Here is a 17746-nt window from a genome sequence, read left to right as displayed (position 1 = left end):
GTCAGTCGTCGCGGGGCTCGTAGCTGAAGAGTTCGGCGGGCGTCGTGTCGAGGGCCTCGCAGATCGCGGTGAGGGTCGTGAAGCGAACCGCGCGGGCCTTGCCGGTCTTCAGGATCGACAGGTTGGCGAGCGTGACGCCGATGCGTTCGGAGAGTTCGGTGAGGGTCATGCCGCGCTGCTCGAGCACCTCGGCGAGGTGCACGACGATGCGATGGTCGCTGTCCTCGGAGTTCCGCGGCGTGCCGTGCTCGGTCTGTTCACCGCGGTCAGACGACACCCTCGACCTCCGCCTCGAGGCGCGAGCCCTCGCGGAATGCGGCGGCGACGGCGGCGGAGATGATGCCGAGCACGAAGAAGATCCAGGGCCAGTCGGGGAGGTTCGTGCCGAGCGCCTGGTAGTCGCCGCCGAGCCCCCACGGGCCGTCGGGGTAGCCATCGGTATTCGTGCGAGCGAGGGCGGAGAGGACCCCGACGGCGACCGTGTCGAGGAGGCCCTGGAGACCGCCGCCGACGATGAGCACGACGCTGAGCAGCGCCCACGCGCGAACGCCGACCGTCGTGAAGGGGCGGCCGCCTTCGATGACCCGGATCGCGCGCGTCACCAGGATCGTCGAGACGAGCACCACCACGAGATGCACGAGGGTGGGCAGCGCGCAGAGGGCACGGACCCAGATGGAGAGGTCGGTGAGGTCGGCGGGGTCGGCGCCCTCGCGGAGTTCCGCCTGGATGAACTGCGGGAGCGCGGTGAGCGACTGATGCGCCTCGACATCGCCCTGCAGCACGTTCACGAAGAACAGCCCCGTCGTGATCGAGAACAGCGCCAGCGCGTCGAAGAGCATCGCGAAGGTCGCGATGACCCAGATCAGCCCGATGCCGATCGAGGTGCCGCGCGGCGTGCGCGTGCGTGCGTTCGGTCGGGCAGCGGATGCCTCGGTGACGGTCACGACCAACTCCTTATCGTTTTTCGATCTTATCGAAGAACAATAAACACCCGACGTGTCATGGTCAAGGCATCGCCGTTCTGCGGTCTCGTGAGACGCCGGCAGGCGCGCACCGGAATCGGTCCACGATCGTCGAACCCCTTGACGCGGGTTCGCCTCGGGCATATATTCACCCCCATGGGTGAATATCAACTCGACACCGTGCTCAGCGCCGTCGCCGATCCCACGCGACGCGCGATCCTCGACCGCCTCCGCGTCTCCGACGCGCGCGTCACCGAACTCGCGCGCGAGTTCCCGATCTCGCTGAACTCCACGAGCAAGCACATCAAGGTGCTCGAGCGCGCCCGGCTCGTGGAGCGGCACGTGCGCGGGCGCGACCACGTGCTGTCGCTGCGCGCCGAGGCGCTCGGTGAAGCGGTCGCGTGGATGACGCAGTACCGCGAGTTCTGGGAGCAGCGCCTCGCCGCGCTCGAGGCGTTCGTGCTCGCCGACGCCGACGGGGACGTCGATGCCGACGCCGGCACCACGAGCGGAGCGCTGCGATGACCGCGGTCGTCACGGTCAGCCGGCGCATCGCGGCATCCGCCGAGCGTCTCTTCGACGCCTGGCTCGACCCCAAGAGCCTCGCCGTGTGGATGCGCCGCGACGGCAGCGCCCCGTCGGGCGCGGTCGCCGATCGCCGGGTCGGGGGCGCCTTCGCGATCACGATGCACGACCCGAACGGTTCGTTCGTGCACGCGGGCAACTACACGGTCATCGACCGGCCGCACACGCTCGAGTTCACCTGGCGCTCGGCCGCCACGCACCAGACCGACTCGGTGGTGCGGGTGACGTTCCGTCCCGACGGCGACGCCACCGTCGTCGAGGTGCGCCACGAGCTCCTGCCCGACGCGGAGGCCGTGCAGCGGCACACCGCGGGCTGGACCGAGATCATCGACCGGTTCGCCAGGACCCTCGCAGAGAACGGAGACGCATGATGCTGCTCGACGACAAGGTGGCCGTGATCCACGGCGGCGGCGGGTCCATCGGGGCCGCGACCGCGCGGGTGTTCGCGCGCGAGGGCGCCCGGTTGTTCCTCGCCGGCCGCAGCCTGCCGCGACTCGAGACCGCAGCATCCGCAGCGCGCGAGCTCGGGGCATCCGTCGACCTCGCCGTGGTCGACGCGATGGACCAGGCGGCCGTCGACCGGCACGTCGACGAGGTGACGGATGCCGCGGGCCGCATCGACATCGCCCTGAACGCCGTGGGCTTCGACCACGTGCAGGGCCTGCCGATCGCCGAGACCTCGCTCGCCGACTACCTGCACCCGGTCACCGGCTACCTGCAGACGAACTTCGTCACAGCCAAGGCGGTCTCCCGCCCGATGCTCGCGCAGGGCAGCGGCGTGATCCTCACGATCTCGACGCCCGGCGCGCGGCTCTCGGGCACCGGAATCATCGGCAACGCCGCGCAGAGCGCCGGGCTCGAGGGCTTCTCGCGGGCGCTCGCCGGCGAGCTCGGCCCGGGCGGCGTGCGGGTCGTCTGCGTGCGCCCGCACGCGATGGCCGACGCGTACGACACCTCGTACACCGGCGAGATGTTCGGCCGTATCGCTGCGGCGGGCGGCATCGGCCGCGACGAGTGGCTCGCCGGGCTCGCCGGCACGACGCTGCTCGGCCGGCTGCCGTCGCTCGCCGAGGTCGCGGAGTACCTCGCGTTCGCGGCATCCGACCGGGCGCGCTCGATGACCGGCGTCATCTCGAACCTCACGGCCGGGGCGCTCGTCGACTGAGCCGGCGCTGGGCGCCGGGTCGCCGACGGCGGTGCTATCCGAGGGCGATGAGGAGGCTGAGCACGGCGAGCACCACGACGATCGGTGTCATCGTGTACCGCTCGGCCCTGCTTCGCGAGACGGCGTTCATCGGGATGCCGAGCACGAAGTACCCGAACACGACCCACATGCCGACCGTCGAGATCACGTCGGAGACGACGTCGATGGCACCCGCGCGATCGAGTGCGATCACCGCGATCACGGCGTAGATCACGATCGCGACGGCGCTGCCGATGCGCAGTCGTGCGGGCAGCACGCGATGCTGCCCGCCCCACGCGAATCGCCCGATCGGCGCCCCGAGGGCGAGCGCGAGCTGGAAGACGGCGAGCACGCCGAGGATCACGCAGAGTACGACGACGGCGAGCATGCCGTGAGCCTATCGAGTGGCGGGTGCGGGTACGACCGAGGCCGATGCGTGGAGCACCGGGCCTCGGTCGTCGGTGTCGCCCGTCCGACGGTCGATGCCGCGATCCCGGCTCGGTCTCGCCGGGTCTCACGGCCGTGCTGTCGTGGCGGCAGCGGCGGTCGTCAGCACGGAGCGCAGGTCGCGCGGCGGCCGACCGAGTGCCGCGGCCACGCCCCCGGTCGGGAGCACGTTGCGGCCGTCGAAGGTCTCGCGGCACAGCTCGGTGAGCAGGTTCGCGACGGACTCGCCCTCCTCGGCGGCGACCGCGGCGTGGAATTCGTCGAGCTCCATCGGCACATAGACGATCTCGCGTCCCGTGGTCTCCGACAGGATCGCCGCGACCTCTGCGAACGTGAGCGACTCCGGCCCGGTCACCTCGTGCACGCGGCCCTCGTGCCCCGGTCCCGTGAGCGCCTCGACGGCGACTGCTGCCACGTCGTCGACGTCGACGAACGGCTCTCGCACGTTCCCGGCCGGAAGCGCCAGCACCCCCGTGACGGCCGCGTCGGTCAGCATGCCCTCGGTGAAGTTCTGCGCGAACCAGCTCGCCCGCACGACCGCGGCGGGCACGTTCGAGGCGAGCAGGATGTCCTCGCAGCGACGCGCCCCGTCCTCTCCTCGGCCCGAGAGCAGCACGATGCGCTGCACGCCGACCTCTTCGGCGATCTCGACGAAGCGAGTGATTGCCGACTCGGAGCCGGGGGCCGCGAGGTCGGGGACGTAGGCCGCGTACAGCCGGTCGATGCCCTGCAGTGCGGAAGCCCACCCTTCCGGGTGCTCCCAGTCGAACGCCGGGCTCGTGCCGCGGGCGAGGCGGCGCACGGCGTGGCCGTCCGCCTCGAGGAGGTCGGCGACGCGACGGCCGGTCTTGCCGGTGGCGCCGATGACCGCGAAGTTCTCAGACATGTTCGTGTCCTTTCGGTGAGTGATGATGCATCCAGCGTGGGTCTCTCGAGCGGGACGCACAATCTCTCAACGGCCGGATTTCTATGCTGTTCGTCCAGATTCTCGGATCTTCGGCGGATCTGCATGGCACGCTGGACGCATGGTCAACCCGCGCACCCAGGCCGCCGGCGATTCGCTGGGCGACGGCCTGCAGCTGCTCCGATTCACCGGCGCCCTCTACTGCCGCGCCGAGCTCACAGCGCCGTGGGGCGTGGAGTTCCCCGAACTCGAGGGGTTCATGATGCTGCCGGTCGTGCTCGCCGGCCGGTGCGTGCTCGAGATCGACGGTGAGCGGCACGAGCTCGAGGCCGGCAGCGCCGCGCTCATCACGGGCGGTGCGTCGCACCGACTGCTCAGTGCAGCGGATGCCTCGAGCACGCCGCTCTTCGAGATCCCCGTCGAACAGGTGAGCGACACGTACGAGCACATGCGCATCGGGGGAGGGGGCGATCGCACCCTGATCGCGTACGCGGCACTGCAGGTCGACGGGCCGCTCTCCGCACGCATGATCGAGGAGCTGCCCGGCCTCATCAGGGTCGACTCCTGGGACGACGGCGAGGCGGGTGCGTTCCAGACCGTGCTGCGACTGCTCGCGCGTGAGGCGGAGAGCGTTCAGCCGGGCGGCGAGGCGGTCATGACGAGCCTCGCCGACGTGCTCGTCGTGCAGGTGCTGCGCTCGTGGCTGCGCACGTCCGATCCGTCGGCCACCGGATGGCTCGCCGCACTCCGCGACCCGCACGTCGGCCGTGCTCTCGGCCGTATGCACGCCCGCATCGACCACGACTGGACGTTGGTCGAGCTCGCGCGCGAGGCGAACATGTCGCGGTCGGCCTTCGCCGAGCGGTTCACCGCCCTCCTCGGTGAACCGCCGATGCGGTACCTCGCAGGCTGGCGTCTCCAGCAGGCCCGGGCGGAGCTCGCGAGCACGAGCGACCCGATCGCCACGATCTCGCGTCGGGTCGGCTACTCCTCGGAGGCCGCGTTCAGTCGTGCCTTCAAACGGCACCATGGCTCGACGCCGGGGGAGGCGCGGCGCGAGGGGCCGCGGTTCGGCATCGCGGCGCTTCGGCCGGCGCCGGCGGCGCGGAGCTGAGCGCTACTCCGCGTTGCGCGCCACGGTCAGTTCGGCCGACTGGATGACGGCTTCGACCCCGAGCAGGAAGAGGTCGACGTCCTGGAGGTCGGCGAGCTCGCTGTTGAAGGCCGTGATCAGGGGGAACCGGCGGGGGTCGGCGAGGATCGGGCCGTCGAACCAGGGGCCGGGCTCGGGGCCGTCGCCCCGCTCCGCGCGGCCTCGTGCGATGCCGGCGGCACTCGAGAGCACATGCGAGGCGAGCAGCGCATAGTGCCGCACGACGTCGTCGCCGGTGAGCCCGGCCTCGGAGAAGGCTTCGAGCATGATCTCGATCGCCTCGAGTTCGCCGGGGCCGTGGGTCGTGAGCACGATCGCCTCGGCGCCGATGGCCGGGTGTGCGGAGTAGTGCCTCAGGGTGGCCTGCGAGAGCTGCCGCAGACGCTCGCGCCAGTCGGATGTCTCGGCGGTGACGGCGGCGACGCTGCGGAGCGTCAGCTCGTCGAGGAGCGCCTCCATCAGCTGCTCCTTGCTGCGGAAGTGGCGGTAGATCGCCGTCGGGTCGGCGCCGAGCTGGGTGCCGAGTTCGCGCACCGAGATCGTCGTCGTCACCGAGGTCGCGGCCAGTTCGAGTCCCGCGGCCACGATCGATTCGCGGTCGAGGCGAGCCCGGCCGGTCGACGCGCGCGCGGCACCGCCACGGTTGGAGTCAGTCGCAGTCAAATCGCCCTCTTCATCCTCGAAGTTCGAAGTCCATCGTGCCACGCTCCACGGTCCGTTCGGATCTGAGCCGCGCTCGATAACGTCAGCATAACGAATGCGAGCACAATGTTGTCAACACAGTTGACAGCAGTGCTGAGGCGTCGCTAACGTCACCTTCACCAACCCGTTCGACGAGGAAGCGAGGGCGACGTGTCAGCTGCCGATGTGCTGTTCACCGGAGCGGCCGTGTTCACAGGAACCGGCCGACCAATTCAGGGCCACGTCGTGGCCGTCACCGGCGATCGCATCACGGCGGTCGTTCCCGAGGCCGAGGCGCAGGCGCTCATCGGCGAGGGAACGCAGGTCGTCCATCTCGACGGCGCGCTGCTCAGCCCCGGCTTCCAGGACGCGCACGTGCATCCGATCGGAGCCGGCGTCGAGCTGCTCATGTGCAACCTGACCGAGACCGAGAGCGCCGAAGAGGCCGTCGCCGCCGTGAAGGCGTACGCCGATGCGAACCCCGACGAAGCGTGGATCCTCGGCGGCGGATGGTCGATGGACCAGTACCCGGGCGGCGCGCCCGTGCGCGCACTGCTCGACGCCGTCGTGCCCGACCGCCCCGTCGTGCTCTCGAGCCGCGACCACCACAGCGTGTGGGCGAACACGGCGGCCATCACCCTCGCGGGTCTCGACGCATCGACCGCCGACCCCGTCGACGGGCGCATCGAGCGCGAGGCCGACGGGTTCCCGGCCGGCACGTTCCACGAGGGCGCCGAGCACCTGTTCAGCGCGGTGCGCCCCGGAATCGAGGCCGACTTCGCCTACGCCGGTCTGCTGCGCGCGCAGGACGAACTGCTCGCGCTCGGTATCACCGGCTGGCAGGACGCCATGATCGGCAGCATCTCGGGCATCGAGAGCGTCGACGAGGTCTACCGCAGGGCCGTCGCAGAGGGCACGCTGCGCGTGCACGTGGTCGGCGCCCAGTGGTGGGAGCGCGACGGCGGCATCGAGCAGGTCGAGCAGATGATCGCGCGTCGCGACGAGCTCGTCGCTGCGGGCACGACCGCTCGCTACTCGCTCGGCACGACCAAGATCATGGTCGACGGCGTCGCCGAGAACCAGACGGCTGCCATGCTCACGCCCTACCGCGACAGCCACGGTCACGACACCGACAACAGCGGACTCTCGTTCGTCGACCCCGAGTTCCTGAAGCAGGTCGTCACCGACCTCGACGCCGCAGGCATGCAGGTGCACTTCCACGCGCTCGGCGACCGGGCGGTGCGCGAAGCGCTCGACGCCATCGAGGCGGCGCGCACGGCCAACGGGCCCGGTGACGGACGCCACCACCTCGCACACCTGCAGATCGTCGAGGAGTCGGAGACGGCGCGATTCGCCCCGCTCGACGCGGTCGCGAATCTGCAGGCGCTCTGGGCGACCCACGAAGACCAGATCGACGACCTCACCCTGCCGTTCCTGCAGGACGGCGCCGAAGCCCGCCAGTACCCGTTCGGCGACCTGGTGCGCCACGGCGCACGCCTCGCGGCGGGCAGCGACTGGCCCGTCTCGAGCGCCGACCCGATGGACGCGATCCACATCGCCGTCAACCGCATCGCACCGGGCCTCGACTCCGAGCCCCTCGGCGGCGAGCACCAGCGTCTCGACCTCGAGACGGCGATGGCCGCCTACACCTCGGGCACCGCCTACGTGAACCACCGCGACCACGACACCGGATACATCCGCGAGGGCTACCTCGCGAACCTCGTCGTGCTCGAACCGAACCCCTTCAGCCTCCCCAAGGAGGAGATCCACCGCGCGACGGTGACCTCCACCTGGATCGAGGGCACGTCCGCCTTCACCCGCACTGCCTGACCAAGAGGAGCCGCCAAATATGTCCCCGTCCCCTGTCATGCCCGCCCGAGGCACCGGTCGCCGCGTCGCGTCGCTCGTCGCCGCCGGACTCGGAGCCGCACTCGTCCTGACCGGCTGCTCCGGCGCCGAACCCGAGAAGGCCCAGCCGGCCGAGTGGGAACTCACCGCTCAGACCGACGCGCCCTCGGGTGACCTCGACTCGTTCACGTGGGCGAACTACGCCGAGCCCTACTCGCTCGACTACGCCTACGCGTTCGACTACGCCGACAACATGGTGCTCGCCAACGTCTGCGAGTCGCTCATGCGCCTGAACCCCGACTGGACTCTCTCGCCCGGCCTCGCCGAGTCGTTCGCGCACCCGACGCCCGAGACCTGGGTCTACGAGATCCGCAGCGGCGTCACCTTCCACGACGGCACCCCGCTGACCGCGGCCGACGTCGTCGCGTCGATGAGCCGCCACCTCGACCCGGCCGTCGGCTCGTCGTGGTACTCGAACTACCAGAACGTGGCCTCGATCGAGCAGACCGGCGACATGCAGGTCACGGTCACCATGACCGGGCCCGACTCGCAGTTCAACCTCGGCATGGGCGGCTCCGCCGGTGTCATCGAGTCCGCGGCCACCCTCGCAGAGAAGGGTGCCGACTACGGCAACTCGACCGGCGGCGTGAACTGCACCGGCCCGTTCAGCTTCGGCGAGTGGCAGTCGGGCGAGTCGATCACGCTCGAGCGCTACGACGGCTACTGGGACCCCGAGCTCACCGCGCGCTCGGCCGAGGTGAAGTTCATCTTCATGAACGACGCCAACGCCCGCACCAACGCGCTGAAGTCGGGTGAGGTCGACGGCGGCTGGATGATTCCCGCCGACGCCGTGCCCCAGCTGCTCGACTCGGACCAGGGCGACATGCTCTTCGGCCTGAACACCGCGGTCAACAACCTGATCATCTCCGACCTCGAGGGCCCGCTCGGCGACGTGCGCGTGCGCCAGGCGCTGCTCATGGCGCTCGACCGCCAGGGCATCGTCGACGCGGCGGTCAAGGGCTACGGCAACACGACCGACGTGCTCACGACCGAGTCGGTCTGGGACGGCGCGAGCGACGCCGCCATCGCGAGTGCGTTCGGCGACATCGAGGAGTACCCGTACGACCTCGAGGCGGCCAAGAAGCTCGTCGAGGAAGCCGGCGTGGCCGGCGAGGAGCTCACCTACGTGACCGCCCCGATCAGCAGCGACTTCAACGTCTACGCGCAGGCCACCGCAGCGGCGGCCGAGGCGATCGGCCTCAAGGTCAACATCGAGACCGTCACGCCGAACGCCTACACGGCACTGTTCTCCGACCCGACCGCTCGCGAGGGCGTCGACCTGTTCTACACCTCGTGGTACCTCTCGAGCCCCGACCCGCTCGAGATGTACAGCGTGCTGCGCACCGGCGAGTTCAGCAACTACGGCGAATGGTCCAACCCCGAGTTCGACGCCGTCGTCAACGAGGCGCTCACGATCGAAGACCCCGCTGCGCGCTCGGAGAAGACCGCCGAAGCACAGCAGATCGCGAACGAGGAGCTCCCGTGGCTGCCGATGTTCGAGGCCCCCGTGACCCTGTTCATGGGTGAGCGCATCACCGGCGTCGCACCGTCGATCGCCTTCCTGTACTACCCCTGGGCAGCAACCATTGGCGCACGCTAGCACTGACGGGCGCAGCCTGGTCCACCTCGGCGGAGCGGCGGTCATCCGATGACCACGCTCCGCCGGGTGGCGGGCAAGCTCGGCGCCCTGCTCCTCACGCTCTTCCTCGCATCACTGCTCGTGTTCTTCTCGCGGTTCCTCGTGCCCGGCGACCCCGTCAGCTTCCTGCTGCGCGGCCGGAAGCCCAGCCCCGAGGCCGTGGCCCAGGTCACCGCCCAGTACGGGCTCGACCTGCCGCCGTGGCAGCAGTACCTGAACTGGCTCACCGGCGTGCTGCAGGGTGACTTCGGTCGCTCGCTGCAGTACCGGCAGGATGTCTCGCAGGTGATCGGCGATCGCCTACCGGTGACCCTCGGCCTCGTCATCATGGCCGGCACGATGATCGCAGTGGTCGGCCTCACGGCCGGCATCGTGGCATCCCTCAACCGGGGCAAGGTGCTCGACCGTGCCGTGCTGATCGGCCTCACCGTGCTCGGCGCCATCCCGTCGTTCGTCGGCTCCATCGTGCTGATCGCGATCTTCGCGGTGCAGCTCGGCTGGTTCCCGTCGTTCGGGTCCGGCGAGGGGTTCTTCGACACGATCTACCACCTCGTGCTGCCGTCGATCGCGCTCGCGATCGTCTTCGTCGTGCTCGTCGGCAAGGTCACCCGATCCTCCATGGTCGAGCAGCTCGGTCGTGAGCACGTCGAGGTGGCGACCAGCCGCGGACTCAAGCGCGGCACTGTCATCCGTCGTCACGTCTTCCGCAACTCGATCGGCCCGATCCTCACCGTCAGCGGCGTGCTCGTGGCAGGCCTCCTCGTCGCGAGCTCGATCGTCGAGGCGGCGTTCGGTCTCGCCGGCATCGGCTCGCTGCTCGTCGCATCGGTCGACCGTCTCGACTTCCCGGTCGTGCAGGCGATCGTGCTGCTCATCGTCACGGCGTTCGTCGTGGTGAACGCGATCATCGACGTCCTCGAACCGTGGATCGACCCCCGAGCCGCTGCAGGAGCTGGTGCCCGATGACCACCCCCACCATGGCCATGAAGGTGCTGCGGGCTCCGCGCGTGCGGCGCTCGAGCACCACGTTCCTCATCAGCGCCGTGTTCCTCGGCGTCGTGACGCTCGCCGCGATCTTCGCGTCGTTCCTCGCCCCGTATCCGCCGAACCAGGTCGACCTGCTGAACATCCAGGCCGGGCCGAGCCCGGCGCACTGGCTCGGCACCGACGCGCTCGGCCGCGACACCCTGAGCCGCATGATGTTCGGTGCGCGCACCGCGCTCCTGGCGCCGCTGCTCGTCGTCATCTTCTCGACGATCGTCGGCATCCTGCTCGGCCTCCTGGCCGGCTGGCGCGGCGGTTGGATCGACTCGGTGCTCGGCCGCATCTTCGACGTGATCTTCGCCTTCCCGGCGCTGCTCCTCGCGATCATGGCGGTCGCGCTCTTCGGCAAGGGCCTCGTCGCCCCGGTCGTGGCCATGAGCATCGCCTACGCCCCGTTCGTCGCGCGGCTCACGCGCTCGCTCATCGCGTCCGAACGCTCGCGTCCGTACGTCGCGGCCTATCGTGTGCAGGGCTTCGGCGGCGGGTTCATCGCGCTGCGCCGAGTGCTGCCCAACGTGATGCCGATCGTCGGCGCGCAGTCGACGCTGAACTTCGGCTACGTGCTCGCCGAGCTCGCCGCCCTCTCGTTCCTCGGCCTCGGCGTCCAGGCGCCCACAGCCGACTGGGGCGCGATGGTGAACGAGGCCCAGTCCGGCCTCATCGGCGGATACTTCCTTCCCGCACTCGTGCCAGCGGTCGCGATCGTGCTCGTCGTCGTCGCGGTCAACGTGATCGGCGAAGAACTCTCGGACCGCATCGGAGGCGAGATCCCCGCATGACACTCCTCGACATCTCCGAGCTCACGCTCGACCTGCCGAACGGCAGGCGACTGCTCGACGGCATCAGCCTCACGGTCGCCGAAGGGGAGACCGTCGGCCTCGTCGGCGAGTCGGGCTCGGGCAAGTCGCTCACGGCCCGCTCGGTGCTCGGCCTCCTGCCCAGCCGGGCGACCATGGGCGGATCGGTGCAGCTGCTCGACCAGTCGGTGCTCGACGCGAGCCGCAGCGAACTGCTGGGCCTGCGCCGCACGCGTGCGTCGATGATCTTCCAGGACCCGCGGGCCGGCATCAACCCGATGCGCACGGTCGGCGACCACCTCACCGAGACGATGCGTCTCTGCGAGGGTCGCTCGGCGGCCGACGCGAAGGCCGTCGCCATCTCGCTCATGGAGGCGGTGCGCCTGCCGCGCCCCGAAGAGCACCTGAACCAGTACCCGCACGAGCTCTCGGGCGGCATGCTGCAGCGCGTCATGATCGCCGGTGCGCTCACGAGCTCGCCGCGCCTGCTCATCTGCGATGAGCCGACGACCGCGCTCGACGTCACGACGCAGGCCGAGATCATCGGCGTGCTCGCCGAGCAGCGTGCGAGCCGGGGCATGGGCATGCTCTTCATCACCCATGACCTGAACCTCGCCGCCGCGATCTGCGATCGCGTCTACGTGATGAGCGCGGGCCGGGTCGAGGAGCAGGGCGACGCCCGCCAGGTGTTCAGCAACCCCCAGGCGGCGTACACCAAGCGACTCGTGGCGGCCACGCCGACGATCGTCGTCGCGCGCGACTCAGCAGCATCGGCCGGTCCGGGCACGGATGCCTCGGCGACGACGACCTCCGACAGGGTCGTCGCACCGCAGTCGGATGCCGCGGCATCCGCTTCGGCAACTGCGCCGTCTGCGCCCGCCGAGGCGATGCTCTCGGCGAGCGGCATCTCGAAGACGTACGTGCGCCGCGGCAAGGAGCCGGTGCGCGCCGTCATCGACGCCTCGATCGAGATCCCGCGCGGCGGCGCCCTCGGCGTCGTCGGCGAATCGGGTTCGGGCAAGTCGACCTTCGCCCGCATGATCGTGGGTCTCGAGCAGGCGGATGCCGGCGACATCCGCATCGCCGGACGCGAACGCACCTCGGTGCCGAGCTCGCGGGTCGAACGGCTCGAGCACGCACGCTCGGTGCAGATGGTCTTCCAGGACCCGTACCTGTCGCTCGACCCGCGCATCACCGCGGGCAAGGCGATCGAAGACGCCATGCGGCTGCACCGCCGCCTCTCGACGACGGATGCCCGGGAGCGCGTCGTCGAGCTGCTCGAGCAGGTCGGACTCGGTGATGTGCACGCCCAGGCGCGACCGCGCACCCTCTCGGGCGGACAGCGGCAGCGCGTCGCGATCGCCCGGGCGCTCGCGATCGAACCCGATGTGCTCGTCATGGACGAGGCGACGAGCGCGCTCGACGTCTCAGTGCAGGCGCAGGTGCTCTCGCTCGTCGAGGAGATCCGCCGCGAGCGCGGGCTCACCGTGCTCTTCATCAGCCACGACCTCGCGGTGGTGCGCCGACTCTGCGACGAGACCGTGGTCATGAAGACCGGCGAGATCGTCGAGCGCGGCCGCACGGTCGAGCTGCTCGGCAATCCGCAGCATCCCTACACGCGACTGCTCATCGACTCGGTACCGCGACCCGAGTGGAACCTCGAGGCCGTCGCCGCAGAGGCGAGCGAGCTCGAGGACCCCGTCGCGCAGAACTGAGCGCGACGCCGTCGGCCCGAACCATCGAACTGGAGAACCACACCATGAACGTCCTCATCGCGGGCGCCGGCATCGGCGGCCTGACGACGGCGCTCTCGCTGCACGCGGCGGGCATCGACGACGTGACACTGTACGAGTCCGTGCCCGAGATCCGGCCGCTCGGCGTCGGCATCAACCTGCTGCCGCATGCCGTGCGCGAGCTCACCGAGCTCGGGCTCGGCGACGAGCTCGCCGAGCTCGGCGTGGCCACGAGCACCCTCTCGTACTTCAACCGCCACGGTCAGCAGATCTGGTCGGAGCCGCGCGGGCGCGCGGCCGGCTACCACTGGCCGCAGTACTCCGTGCATCGTGGGCGTCTGCAGCTCCTGCTGCGCGACGCCGTGCTCGAGCGTCTCGGCGCCGGCGCCATCCGCCTCGGCAGCCCGGTCGGCGACGCCCGCAGCGAGGGTGCGCGCACGAGCGTCGCCATCGTCGGCGGGCCCGACGCCGGCACCCGGGTGACGGCCGACGCCGTGATCGCCGCCGACGGCATCCACAGTGCGCTGCGCCGCCAGCAGTACCCCGACGAGGGTGCGCCGGTGTGGAACGGCCTGATCCTCTGGCGCGGCACCGCGCGGGTGCGGCCGTACCTCGACGGGCTCACCATGATCATGGCCGGCGACGCGATGCAGAAGTTCGTCGCCTACCCGCTCTCGGCGGTCGGCGACGACGGGCTGCAGACGGTGAACTTCATCGCCGAGTACCGTTCCGATGACCCCGAGCCGGGTGCGAGCGACTGGAACCGAGGCGCAGACCCGAGCGCGGTGCTCGGCCGCTTCGCCGACTGGGACTTCGGATGGCTCGACGTTCCGGCCGTCATCTCCGCCGCCGACGAGATCCTCGAGTACCCGATGGTGGATCGCGACCCGGTCGAACGCTGGACCTTCGGTTCGCAGACGCTGCTCGGCGACGCCGCGCACGCCATGTACCCGATCGGTTCGAACGGTGCATCGCAGGCGATCATCGACGCCCGCACCCTCGCCTTCCAGCTCGGCACGGTCGACCCGATCGAGGATGCGCTCGGCGCCTACGAGGCCGAGCGTCGCCCGCGCACCACGGCGCTCACGCTCAGCAACCGCTCGATGGGGCCGGAGCAGGTCATGCAGCTCGCGTACGAGCGAGCGCCCGGCGGCTTCGGCGACATCGAACTCGTCGTGCCCTACGCCGAGCGCGCCGAGATCGCGAACCGCTACAAGCAGGCGGCGGGCTTCGTGCCCGAGCTGCTGAACGAGCGGGCGAGCCTCACTGTGCCGGTGCCCGCCGACGACTGACGCGAGTTCGGGCCCGCGACCTCAGATCGGGCCGAGTTCGGGGCCGTGCGTGTCCATCAGATGGGTGCGCAGGGCCTCGGCGAAGCCGGCGGGGTCGTCGGCGCGCAGCCGTTCGATGAGGGCGCGATGCTCGTCGATGACCTGGTCGGACCGCTCGAAGAGCGAATCCCGGTGGGCGCTCAGCAGCAGTCGCTGCCGCGCGGTGAGCCGGTCGCCGATCTCGGCGAGGGTGCGATTGCCGCCGGCCTCGACGAACGAGCGGTGGAAGGCGATCGTCAGGGTCACGAAGCCGTCGAGGTCGCGGGCCTCGAGGGCGGCGCGCTGGGCGACGAGTGTCGGCTCGAGCCGGTCGGCGAGTGCCTTCCGGGCTGTCGTGGTCGCGCGCTGCACCCCGGCGGCCTCGAGGATCAGCCGGGCGTCTGCGAGGTCGGCGATCTCGGGGTCGCTGAGCGATCTCACGAGTGCGCCGCGCTTCGGGTAGATCGTGATCCAGCCCTCGTCCTGCAGCCGGGTGAGCGCGGCCCGCACGGGCGTGCGGCTCATGCCGAGCTCTGCGGCGAGCTCGTTCTCGCTGAGCATCGTGTCGGGCCGGTGGGTGCCGTCGAGGATCCCGGCGCGGATCGCGGTGCGGGCGCGCTCTGCGGCGCTGTCGACGGTCGGCATTCCACCATCATGGCCGGGCCGCGGCCCCGGTGCATCCGCTGAGTGAGTCGCGCGGGTCGCGGGGGTCACGAGGGTTCGCCTTCACGGGCGACCCCGGATGCCTCGGGGGAGACGGCGGCTGAGGCATCCGCTCGCCGTGCCGCGCCGCTCCGCCACCGGTGGATGCCCCAGGCGCCCGCCAGCGCGGCGATCGCGACCGCGGCGAAGACGACGTCGGGCACGGCGGCGGTGCGCTCGAGCACCCAGCTCTCGACCGCGAACTGCTGCGAGGCGCCGAGCACGCCGCCGAGCGAGGCGGTGCCCTCCGTGACGATGAGCAGCACGCCGATGCCGATGCCGAGGAGGCCGCCGACGATCTGCGTCCAGGTGTTGGTCCAGCGTCCGATGCGTACCGTGCGGGGGCGCAGCATGCCGCGGAGGCGCGGCGATCGCGACCAGGCGACGGCGAGCACGAAGAGGGGCACGGTCATGCCGAGGGCGAAGACCGCGAGCACGAGGCCGCCGTACAGCGGCTGACCGCCGAGCGCGGCGAGCGCCAGCACCGAGCCGAGCAGGGGGCCGGCGCAGACCCCGGCGAGCCCGTAGACGGTGCCGAGCAGGTAGACGGATGCCACGCCGGTGCCTTCTGCCGCCCCGCTGCGGGTGAATGCGGGGAGCGGGATGCCGACGAGTTGCACGGCGCCGAGCACGATGATCACGATCGCGGCGACCGTCACGAGGGTCGTGCGGTTCGTGCTGACGAACGCACCGACCGTGCCGGCGAGCACCCCGATCGGCACGAGGGTCGTGATAAGGCCGAGGTAGAACACCCCGGTGCGGGCGATCAGCCGGCTCGGGCTCGTGAACGCGTAGGCGAAGAACGCCGGCAGGAGCATCACCGAGCAGGGGCTCAGCAGGGTGAGGACGCCCCCGACGAGAGCGCCCGCGAGCCCGAGGTCGATCACTCGCCTGCCGCGGCCAGCTGCTCGTCGATGAGGGCGCGGAAGTTCTCGATCGGTTGCGCACCGGCGATGGCCTGGTCGCCCGCGACGAAGAACGGCACGCTCGTCACGCCGAGCTTCTGGGCCTCCGCGGTGCTCGCGAGCACCGCGTCGCGGAGGTCGGCGCGATCGAGGTCCTGCTCGAACTTCGCGAGGTCGGGCACGCCCGCCTCGGTCGCGAAGCCGATGAGCTTCTCGCGCGGCATGTCGGGGTGGCCCTTCTCGGGCGCGGCGGCGAACACGGCCTCGAGGTACTCGGGGAACTTGCCCTGTTCGCCCGCGGCGCGGGCGGCGACGGCGGCGTCGATCGACTCCTCGCCGAAGAACGCGACATCGCGGAACTCGTAGCGCACGAGGCCCTTGTCGACGTACTCCTCGAAGATCGTCGGGAGCGTCTCGTTGGTCACGACGGCGCAGAAGGGGCAGCGGAAGTCGGCCCACTCGACGAGCACGACGGGAGCGTCGACGTCGCCGATCGCGAGGGGGTCATCGGGGTCGCGGGTGGCGATCTCCGAGTCGGAGCCGGAGCCGCCGGCGCCCTCGCCGGCGGCATCCGCCGACGGGGTCTGCGGCGCACCGGCCGCGGGAGCCTGACCGGCGCTCGGCACCGACAGCGCGATCACGACGACGAGCAGGAACGCGGCGACCGCGCCGAGTACGACGTTCAGGATGCGGGCGAAGCGGAGCTTGCGCGCGAGCGGGTGGACGGGCTTCGGAGCAGGAGCTTTCGTGGACATCGCGGCCTAGGATACATGTTGAATCCAACACGATCCTGAACACGGGAATCGTCCAGCGAGGGCGCCGGATGAAGCGTCGTGGCCAGCCTCGTCAGTCGCGGACGCGCCCGCTCGACCACGCCGTCAGCGCGCCGGCGAGCGAGCGCAGCTGGTCCGCGGCGAAGTGGTCGGCCTCCCAGGCGGCGTAGATCGGCATCATGACCCGCTGCCGATCGGAGGTGAAGGTGCGTCCGATGAGTCCGAACTGGGGTCCGACGACGTCGATGCAGATGCCGGCCCCCGTCGACGCGAGCGCCATCGCGAGGTCGGACGACGACGGTTCGGCGACGATCGTGATCCGATCCCGCACCGGCCACAGTGCGCGATCGACCACCTGCCGGAGGCCCGAGCCCGAGGCGAGCACGATGATCGATGCGTCGACGAGGTCACTCGCGTCGATCGACTCCAGCTCGGCGAGCGGATGCCCCGGCGTCACGTGCACCTGGACGGGTGCCGAGTCGATGAGCTCGGACTCGAGGCCGAGCGGCGGCGGCAGCGTGTTCACCGCCAGGTCGGCGCTCCGACCGATGACGTGGTCGTAGACGCGCACCGCGAGGTCGATCTCGGTGCCCGTGATCGGGGCGGACGTCTCGGCGACGAACGGCGCGATCACACCGCGCACGGTGGCCTCGGGGCAGGCTGCCCGGAACCGCACGGGGGCGTCGACGGTGAGCTGTTCGACCGCGCGCTGCACGCCTTCCGCGCGATCGATGAGGCCGCGCACGAGCGGCACCAGCGTGAGTCCGGCGGAGCTCGGTCTCACGCCCGTCGTCGTGCGGTCGAACAATCGCGTGCCGAGGCGCTGCTCGAGCTGCTGCATCTGACGTGACAGGGCCGGCTGCGTGATGCGCAGCATCGACGCGGCTCTCGTCACCGAGCCGGCTTCGACGACCGTGAGGAAGTGCGACAGCACGCGGAGGTCGGGAAGGTTATGCGCGTTCAACATGGATATCCAAAGAAAGTATCATTCGACAGCATAGGCCTCGACTGGTGTGATGG

General features: G+C 70.5%; 19 protein-coding genes. 10 read left to right on the top strand and 9 right to left on the bottom strand.

Annotation, left to right across the window (positions count from 1 at the left end):
• Position 1: 1 nt before the first annotated feature.
• Complete coding sequence (locus JOE59_RS18790) at positions 2-277, bottom strand: helix-turn-helix domain-containing protein (protein WP_307837049.1); 276 nt, start codon at positions 275-277, stop codon at positions 2-4.
• Entirely contained in the window at positions 267-944 is a 678-nt protein-coding gene (locus JOE59_RS18785) for a hypothetical protein (RefSeq protein WP_239560236.1), read from the bottom strand. The genes JOE59_RS18790 and JOE59_RS18785 overlap by 11 nt, the downstream gene beginning before the upstream one ends.
• Positions 945-1118: 174 nt before the next feature.
• On the opposite strand from JOE59_RS18785, the gene JOE59_RS12255 reads away from it, so the two are divergent.
• The 3 genes from JOE59_RS12255 to JOE59_RS12245 are packed head-to-tail and all read left to right on the top strand — an operon-like array spanning position 1119 to position 2712.
• A complete protein-coding gene (locus JOE59_RS12255) occupies positions 1119-1487 on the top strand; it encodes an ArsR/SmtB family transcription factor (RefSeq protein WP_204460834.1) in 369 nt (122 codons plus the stop codon).
• Positions 1484-1918: an SRPBCC family protein gene (locus JOE59_RS12250; RefSeq protein WP_204460833.1), complete on the top strand. Its 435-nt coding sequence runs from the start codon at positions 1484-1486 to the stop codon at positions 1916-1918. Before JOE59_RS12255 ends, JOE59_RS12250 begins: the two co-directional genes overlap by 4 nt.
• Positions 1915-2712, top strand: coding sequence for an SDR family NAD(P)-dependent oxidoreductase (locus tag JOE59_RS12245; protein ID WP_239560235.1), 798 nt, complete (start codon positions 1915-1917; stop codon positions 2710-2712). The genes JOE59_RS12250 and JOE59_RS12245 overlap by 4 nt, the downstream gene beginning before the upstream one ends.
• Before the next feature lie 34 nt (positions 2713-2746).
• On the opposite strand, the gene JOE59_RS12240 is transcribed toward JOE59_RS12245, so the two are convergent.
• Together JOE59_RS12240 and JOE59_RS12235 are read right to left on the bottom strand one after the other, a co-directional pair.
• Positions 2747-3118 (bottom strand): hypothetical protein, encoded by a 372-nt coding sequence (locus JOE59_RS12240; RefSeq protein ID WP_204460832.1) that lies wholly within the window; start codon positions 3116-3118, stop codon positions 2747-2749.
• A gap of 126 nt (positions 3119-3244) precedes the next feature.
• A complete protein-coding gene (locus JOE59_RS12235; RefSeq protein WP_204460831.1) occupies positions 3245-4063 on the bottom strand; it encodes an NAD(P)H-binding protein in 819 nt (272 codons plus the stop codon).
• A gap of 139 nt (positions 4064-4202) precedes the next feature.
• Here JOE59_RS12235 and JOE59_RS12230 point away from each other — a divergent pair, with 139 nt between their 5' ends.
• Complete coding sequence (locus tag JOE59_RS12230) at positions 4203-5195, top strand: AraC family transcriptional regulator (protein ID WP_204460829.1); 993 nt, start codon at positions 4203-4205, stop codon at positions 5193-5195.
• 3 nt (positions 5196-5198) lie between these two features.
• Here JOE59_RS12230 and JOE59_RS12225 read toward each other — a convergent pair whose 3' ends face one another.
• The gene (locus tag JOE59_RS12225) at positions 5199-5897 is read right to left on the bottom strand and encodes a TetR/AcrR family transcriptional regulator (RefSeq protein ID WP_239560234.1); all 699 of its coding nucleotides are present in this window, start codon (positions 5895-5897) and stop codon (positions 5199-5201) included.
• A 189-nt stretch (positions 5898-6086) separates the two neighbouring features.
• Here JOE59_RS12225 and JOE59_RS12220 point away from each other — a divergent pair, with 189 nt between their 5' ends.
• Genes JOE59_RS12220 through JOE59_RS12195 form a run of 6 tightly spaced genes read left to right on the top strand, consistent with a single transcriptional unit; the run spans position 6087 to position 14328 of the window.
• Positions 6087-7745, top strand: a complete 1659-nt coding sequence (locus JOE59_RS12220; RefSeq protein WP_204460824.1) for an amidohydrolase — start codon at positions 6087-6089, stop codon at positions 7743-7745.
• 19 nt (positions 7746-7764) lie between these two features.
• Positions 7765-9423 (top strand): ABC transporter substrate-binding protein, encoded by a 1659-nt coding sequence (locus JOE59_RS12215; protein ID WP_239560233.1) that lies wholly within the window; start codon positions 7765-7767, stop codon positions 9421-9423.
• Positions 9424-9471: 48 nt separating this feature from the next.
• Positions 9472-10428 carry an ABC transporter permease gene (locus JOE59_RS12210; protein ID WP_204460822.1) on the top strand — a complete coding sequence of 319 codons (957 nt, stop codon included), beginning with the start codon at positions 9472-9474 and terminating at the stop codon, positions 10426-10428.
• Positions 10425-11285 carry an ABC transporter permease gene (locus JOE59_RS12205; RefSeq protein ID WP_204460819.1) on the top strand — a complete coding sequence of 287 codons (861 nt, stop codon included), beginning with the start codon at positions 10425-10427 and terminating at the stop codon, positions 11283-11285. Before JOE59_RS12210 ends, JOE59_RS12205 begins: the two co-directional genes overlap by 4 nt.
• A complete protein-coding gene (locus JOE59_RS12200; RefSeq protein WP_204460816.1) occupies positions 11282-13018 on the top strand; it encodes a dipeptide ABC transporter ATP-binding protein in 1737 nt (578 codons plus the stop codon). The genes JOE59_RS12205 and JOE59_RS12200 overlap by 4 nt, the downstream gene beginning before the upstream one ends.
• A gap of 44 nt (positions 13019-13062) precedes the next feature.
• A complete protein-coding gene (locus JOE59_RS12195) occupies positions 13063-14328 on the top strand; it encodes a flavin-dependent oxidoreductase (RefSeq protein WP_204460814.1) in 1266 nt (421 codons plus the stop codon).
• A gap of 21 nt (positions 14329-14349) precedes the next feature.
• Here JOE59_RS12195 and JOE59_RS12190 read toward each other — a convergent pair whose 3' ends face one another.
• The 4 genes from JOE59_RS12190 to JOE59_RS12175 all read right to left on the bottom strand — a co-directional run bounded on the left by JOE59_RS12190 (position 14350) and on the right by JOE59_RS12175 (position 17693).
• Complete coding sequence (locus tag JOE59_RS12190) at positions 14350-14991, bottom strand: GntR family transcriptional regulator (protein WP_204460812.1); 642 nt, start codon at positions 14989-14991, stop codon at positions 14350-14352.
• A gap of 65 nt (positions 14992-15056) precedes the next feature.
• Positions 15057-15935: a cytochrome c biogenesis CcdA family protein gene (locus JOE59_RS12185; RefSeq protein ID WP_307837048.1), complete on the bottom strand. Its 879-nt coding sequence runs from the start codon at positions 15933-15935 to the stop codon at positions 15057-15059.
• Positions 15932-16708 (bottom strand): DsbA family protein, encoded by a 777-nt coding sequence (locus tag JOE59_RS12180; RefSeq protein ID WP_204460810.1) that lies wholly within the window; start codon positions 16706-16708, stop codon positions 15932-15934. Before JOE59_RS12180 ends, JOE59_RS12185 begins: the two co-directional genes overlap by 4 nt.
• 91 nt (positions 16709-16799) lie before the next feature.
• Complete coding sequence (locus tag JOE59_RS12175; RefSeq protein WP_204460808.1) at positions 16800-17693, bottom strand: LysR family transcriptional regulator; 894 nt, start codon at positions 17691-17693, stop codon at positions 16800-16802.
• Positions 17694-17746 lie beyond the last annotated feature (53 nt).

Source organism: Agromyces cerinus, assembly GCF_016907835.1.
Classification (GTDB): Bacteria; Actinomycetota; Actinomycetes; order Actinomycetales; family Microbacteriaceae; genus Agromyces; species Agromyces nitratus.
Note: the sequence above shows the minus strand (reverse complement) of the source record. Positions and strands in the feature narration are given on the sequence as shown.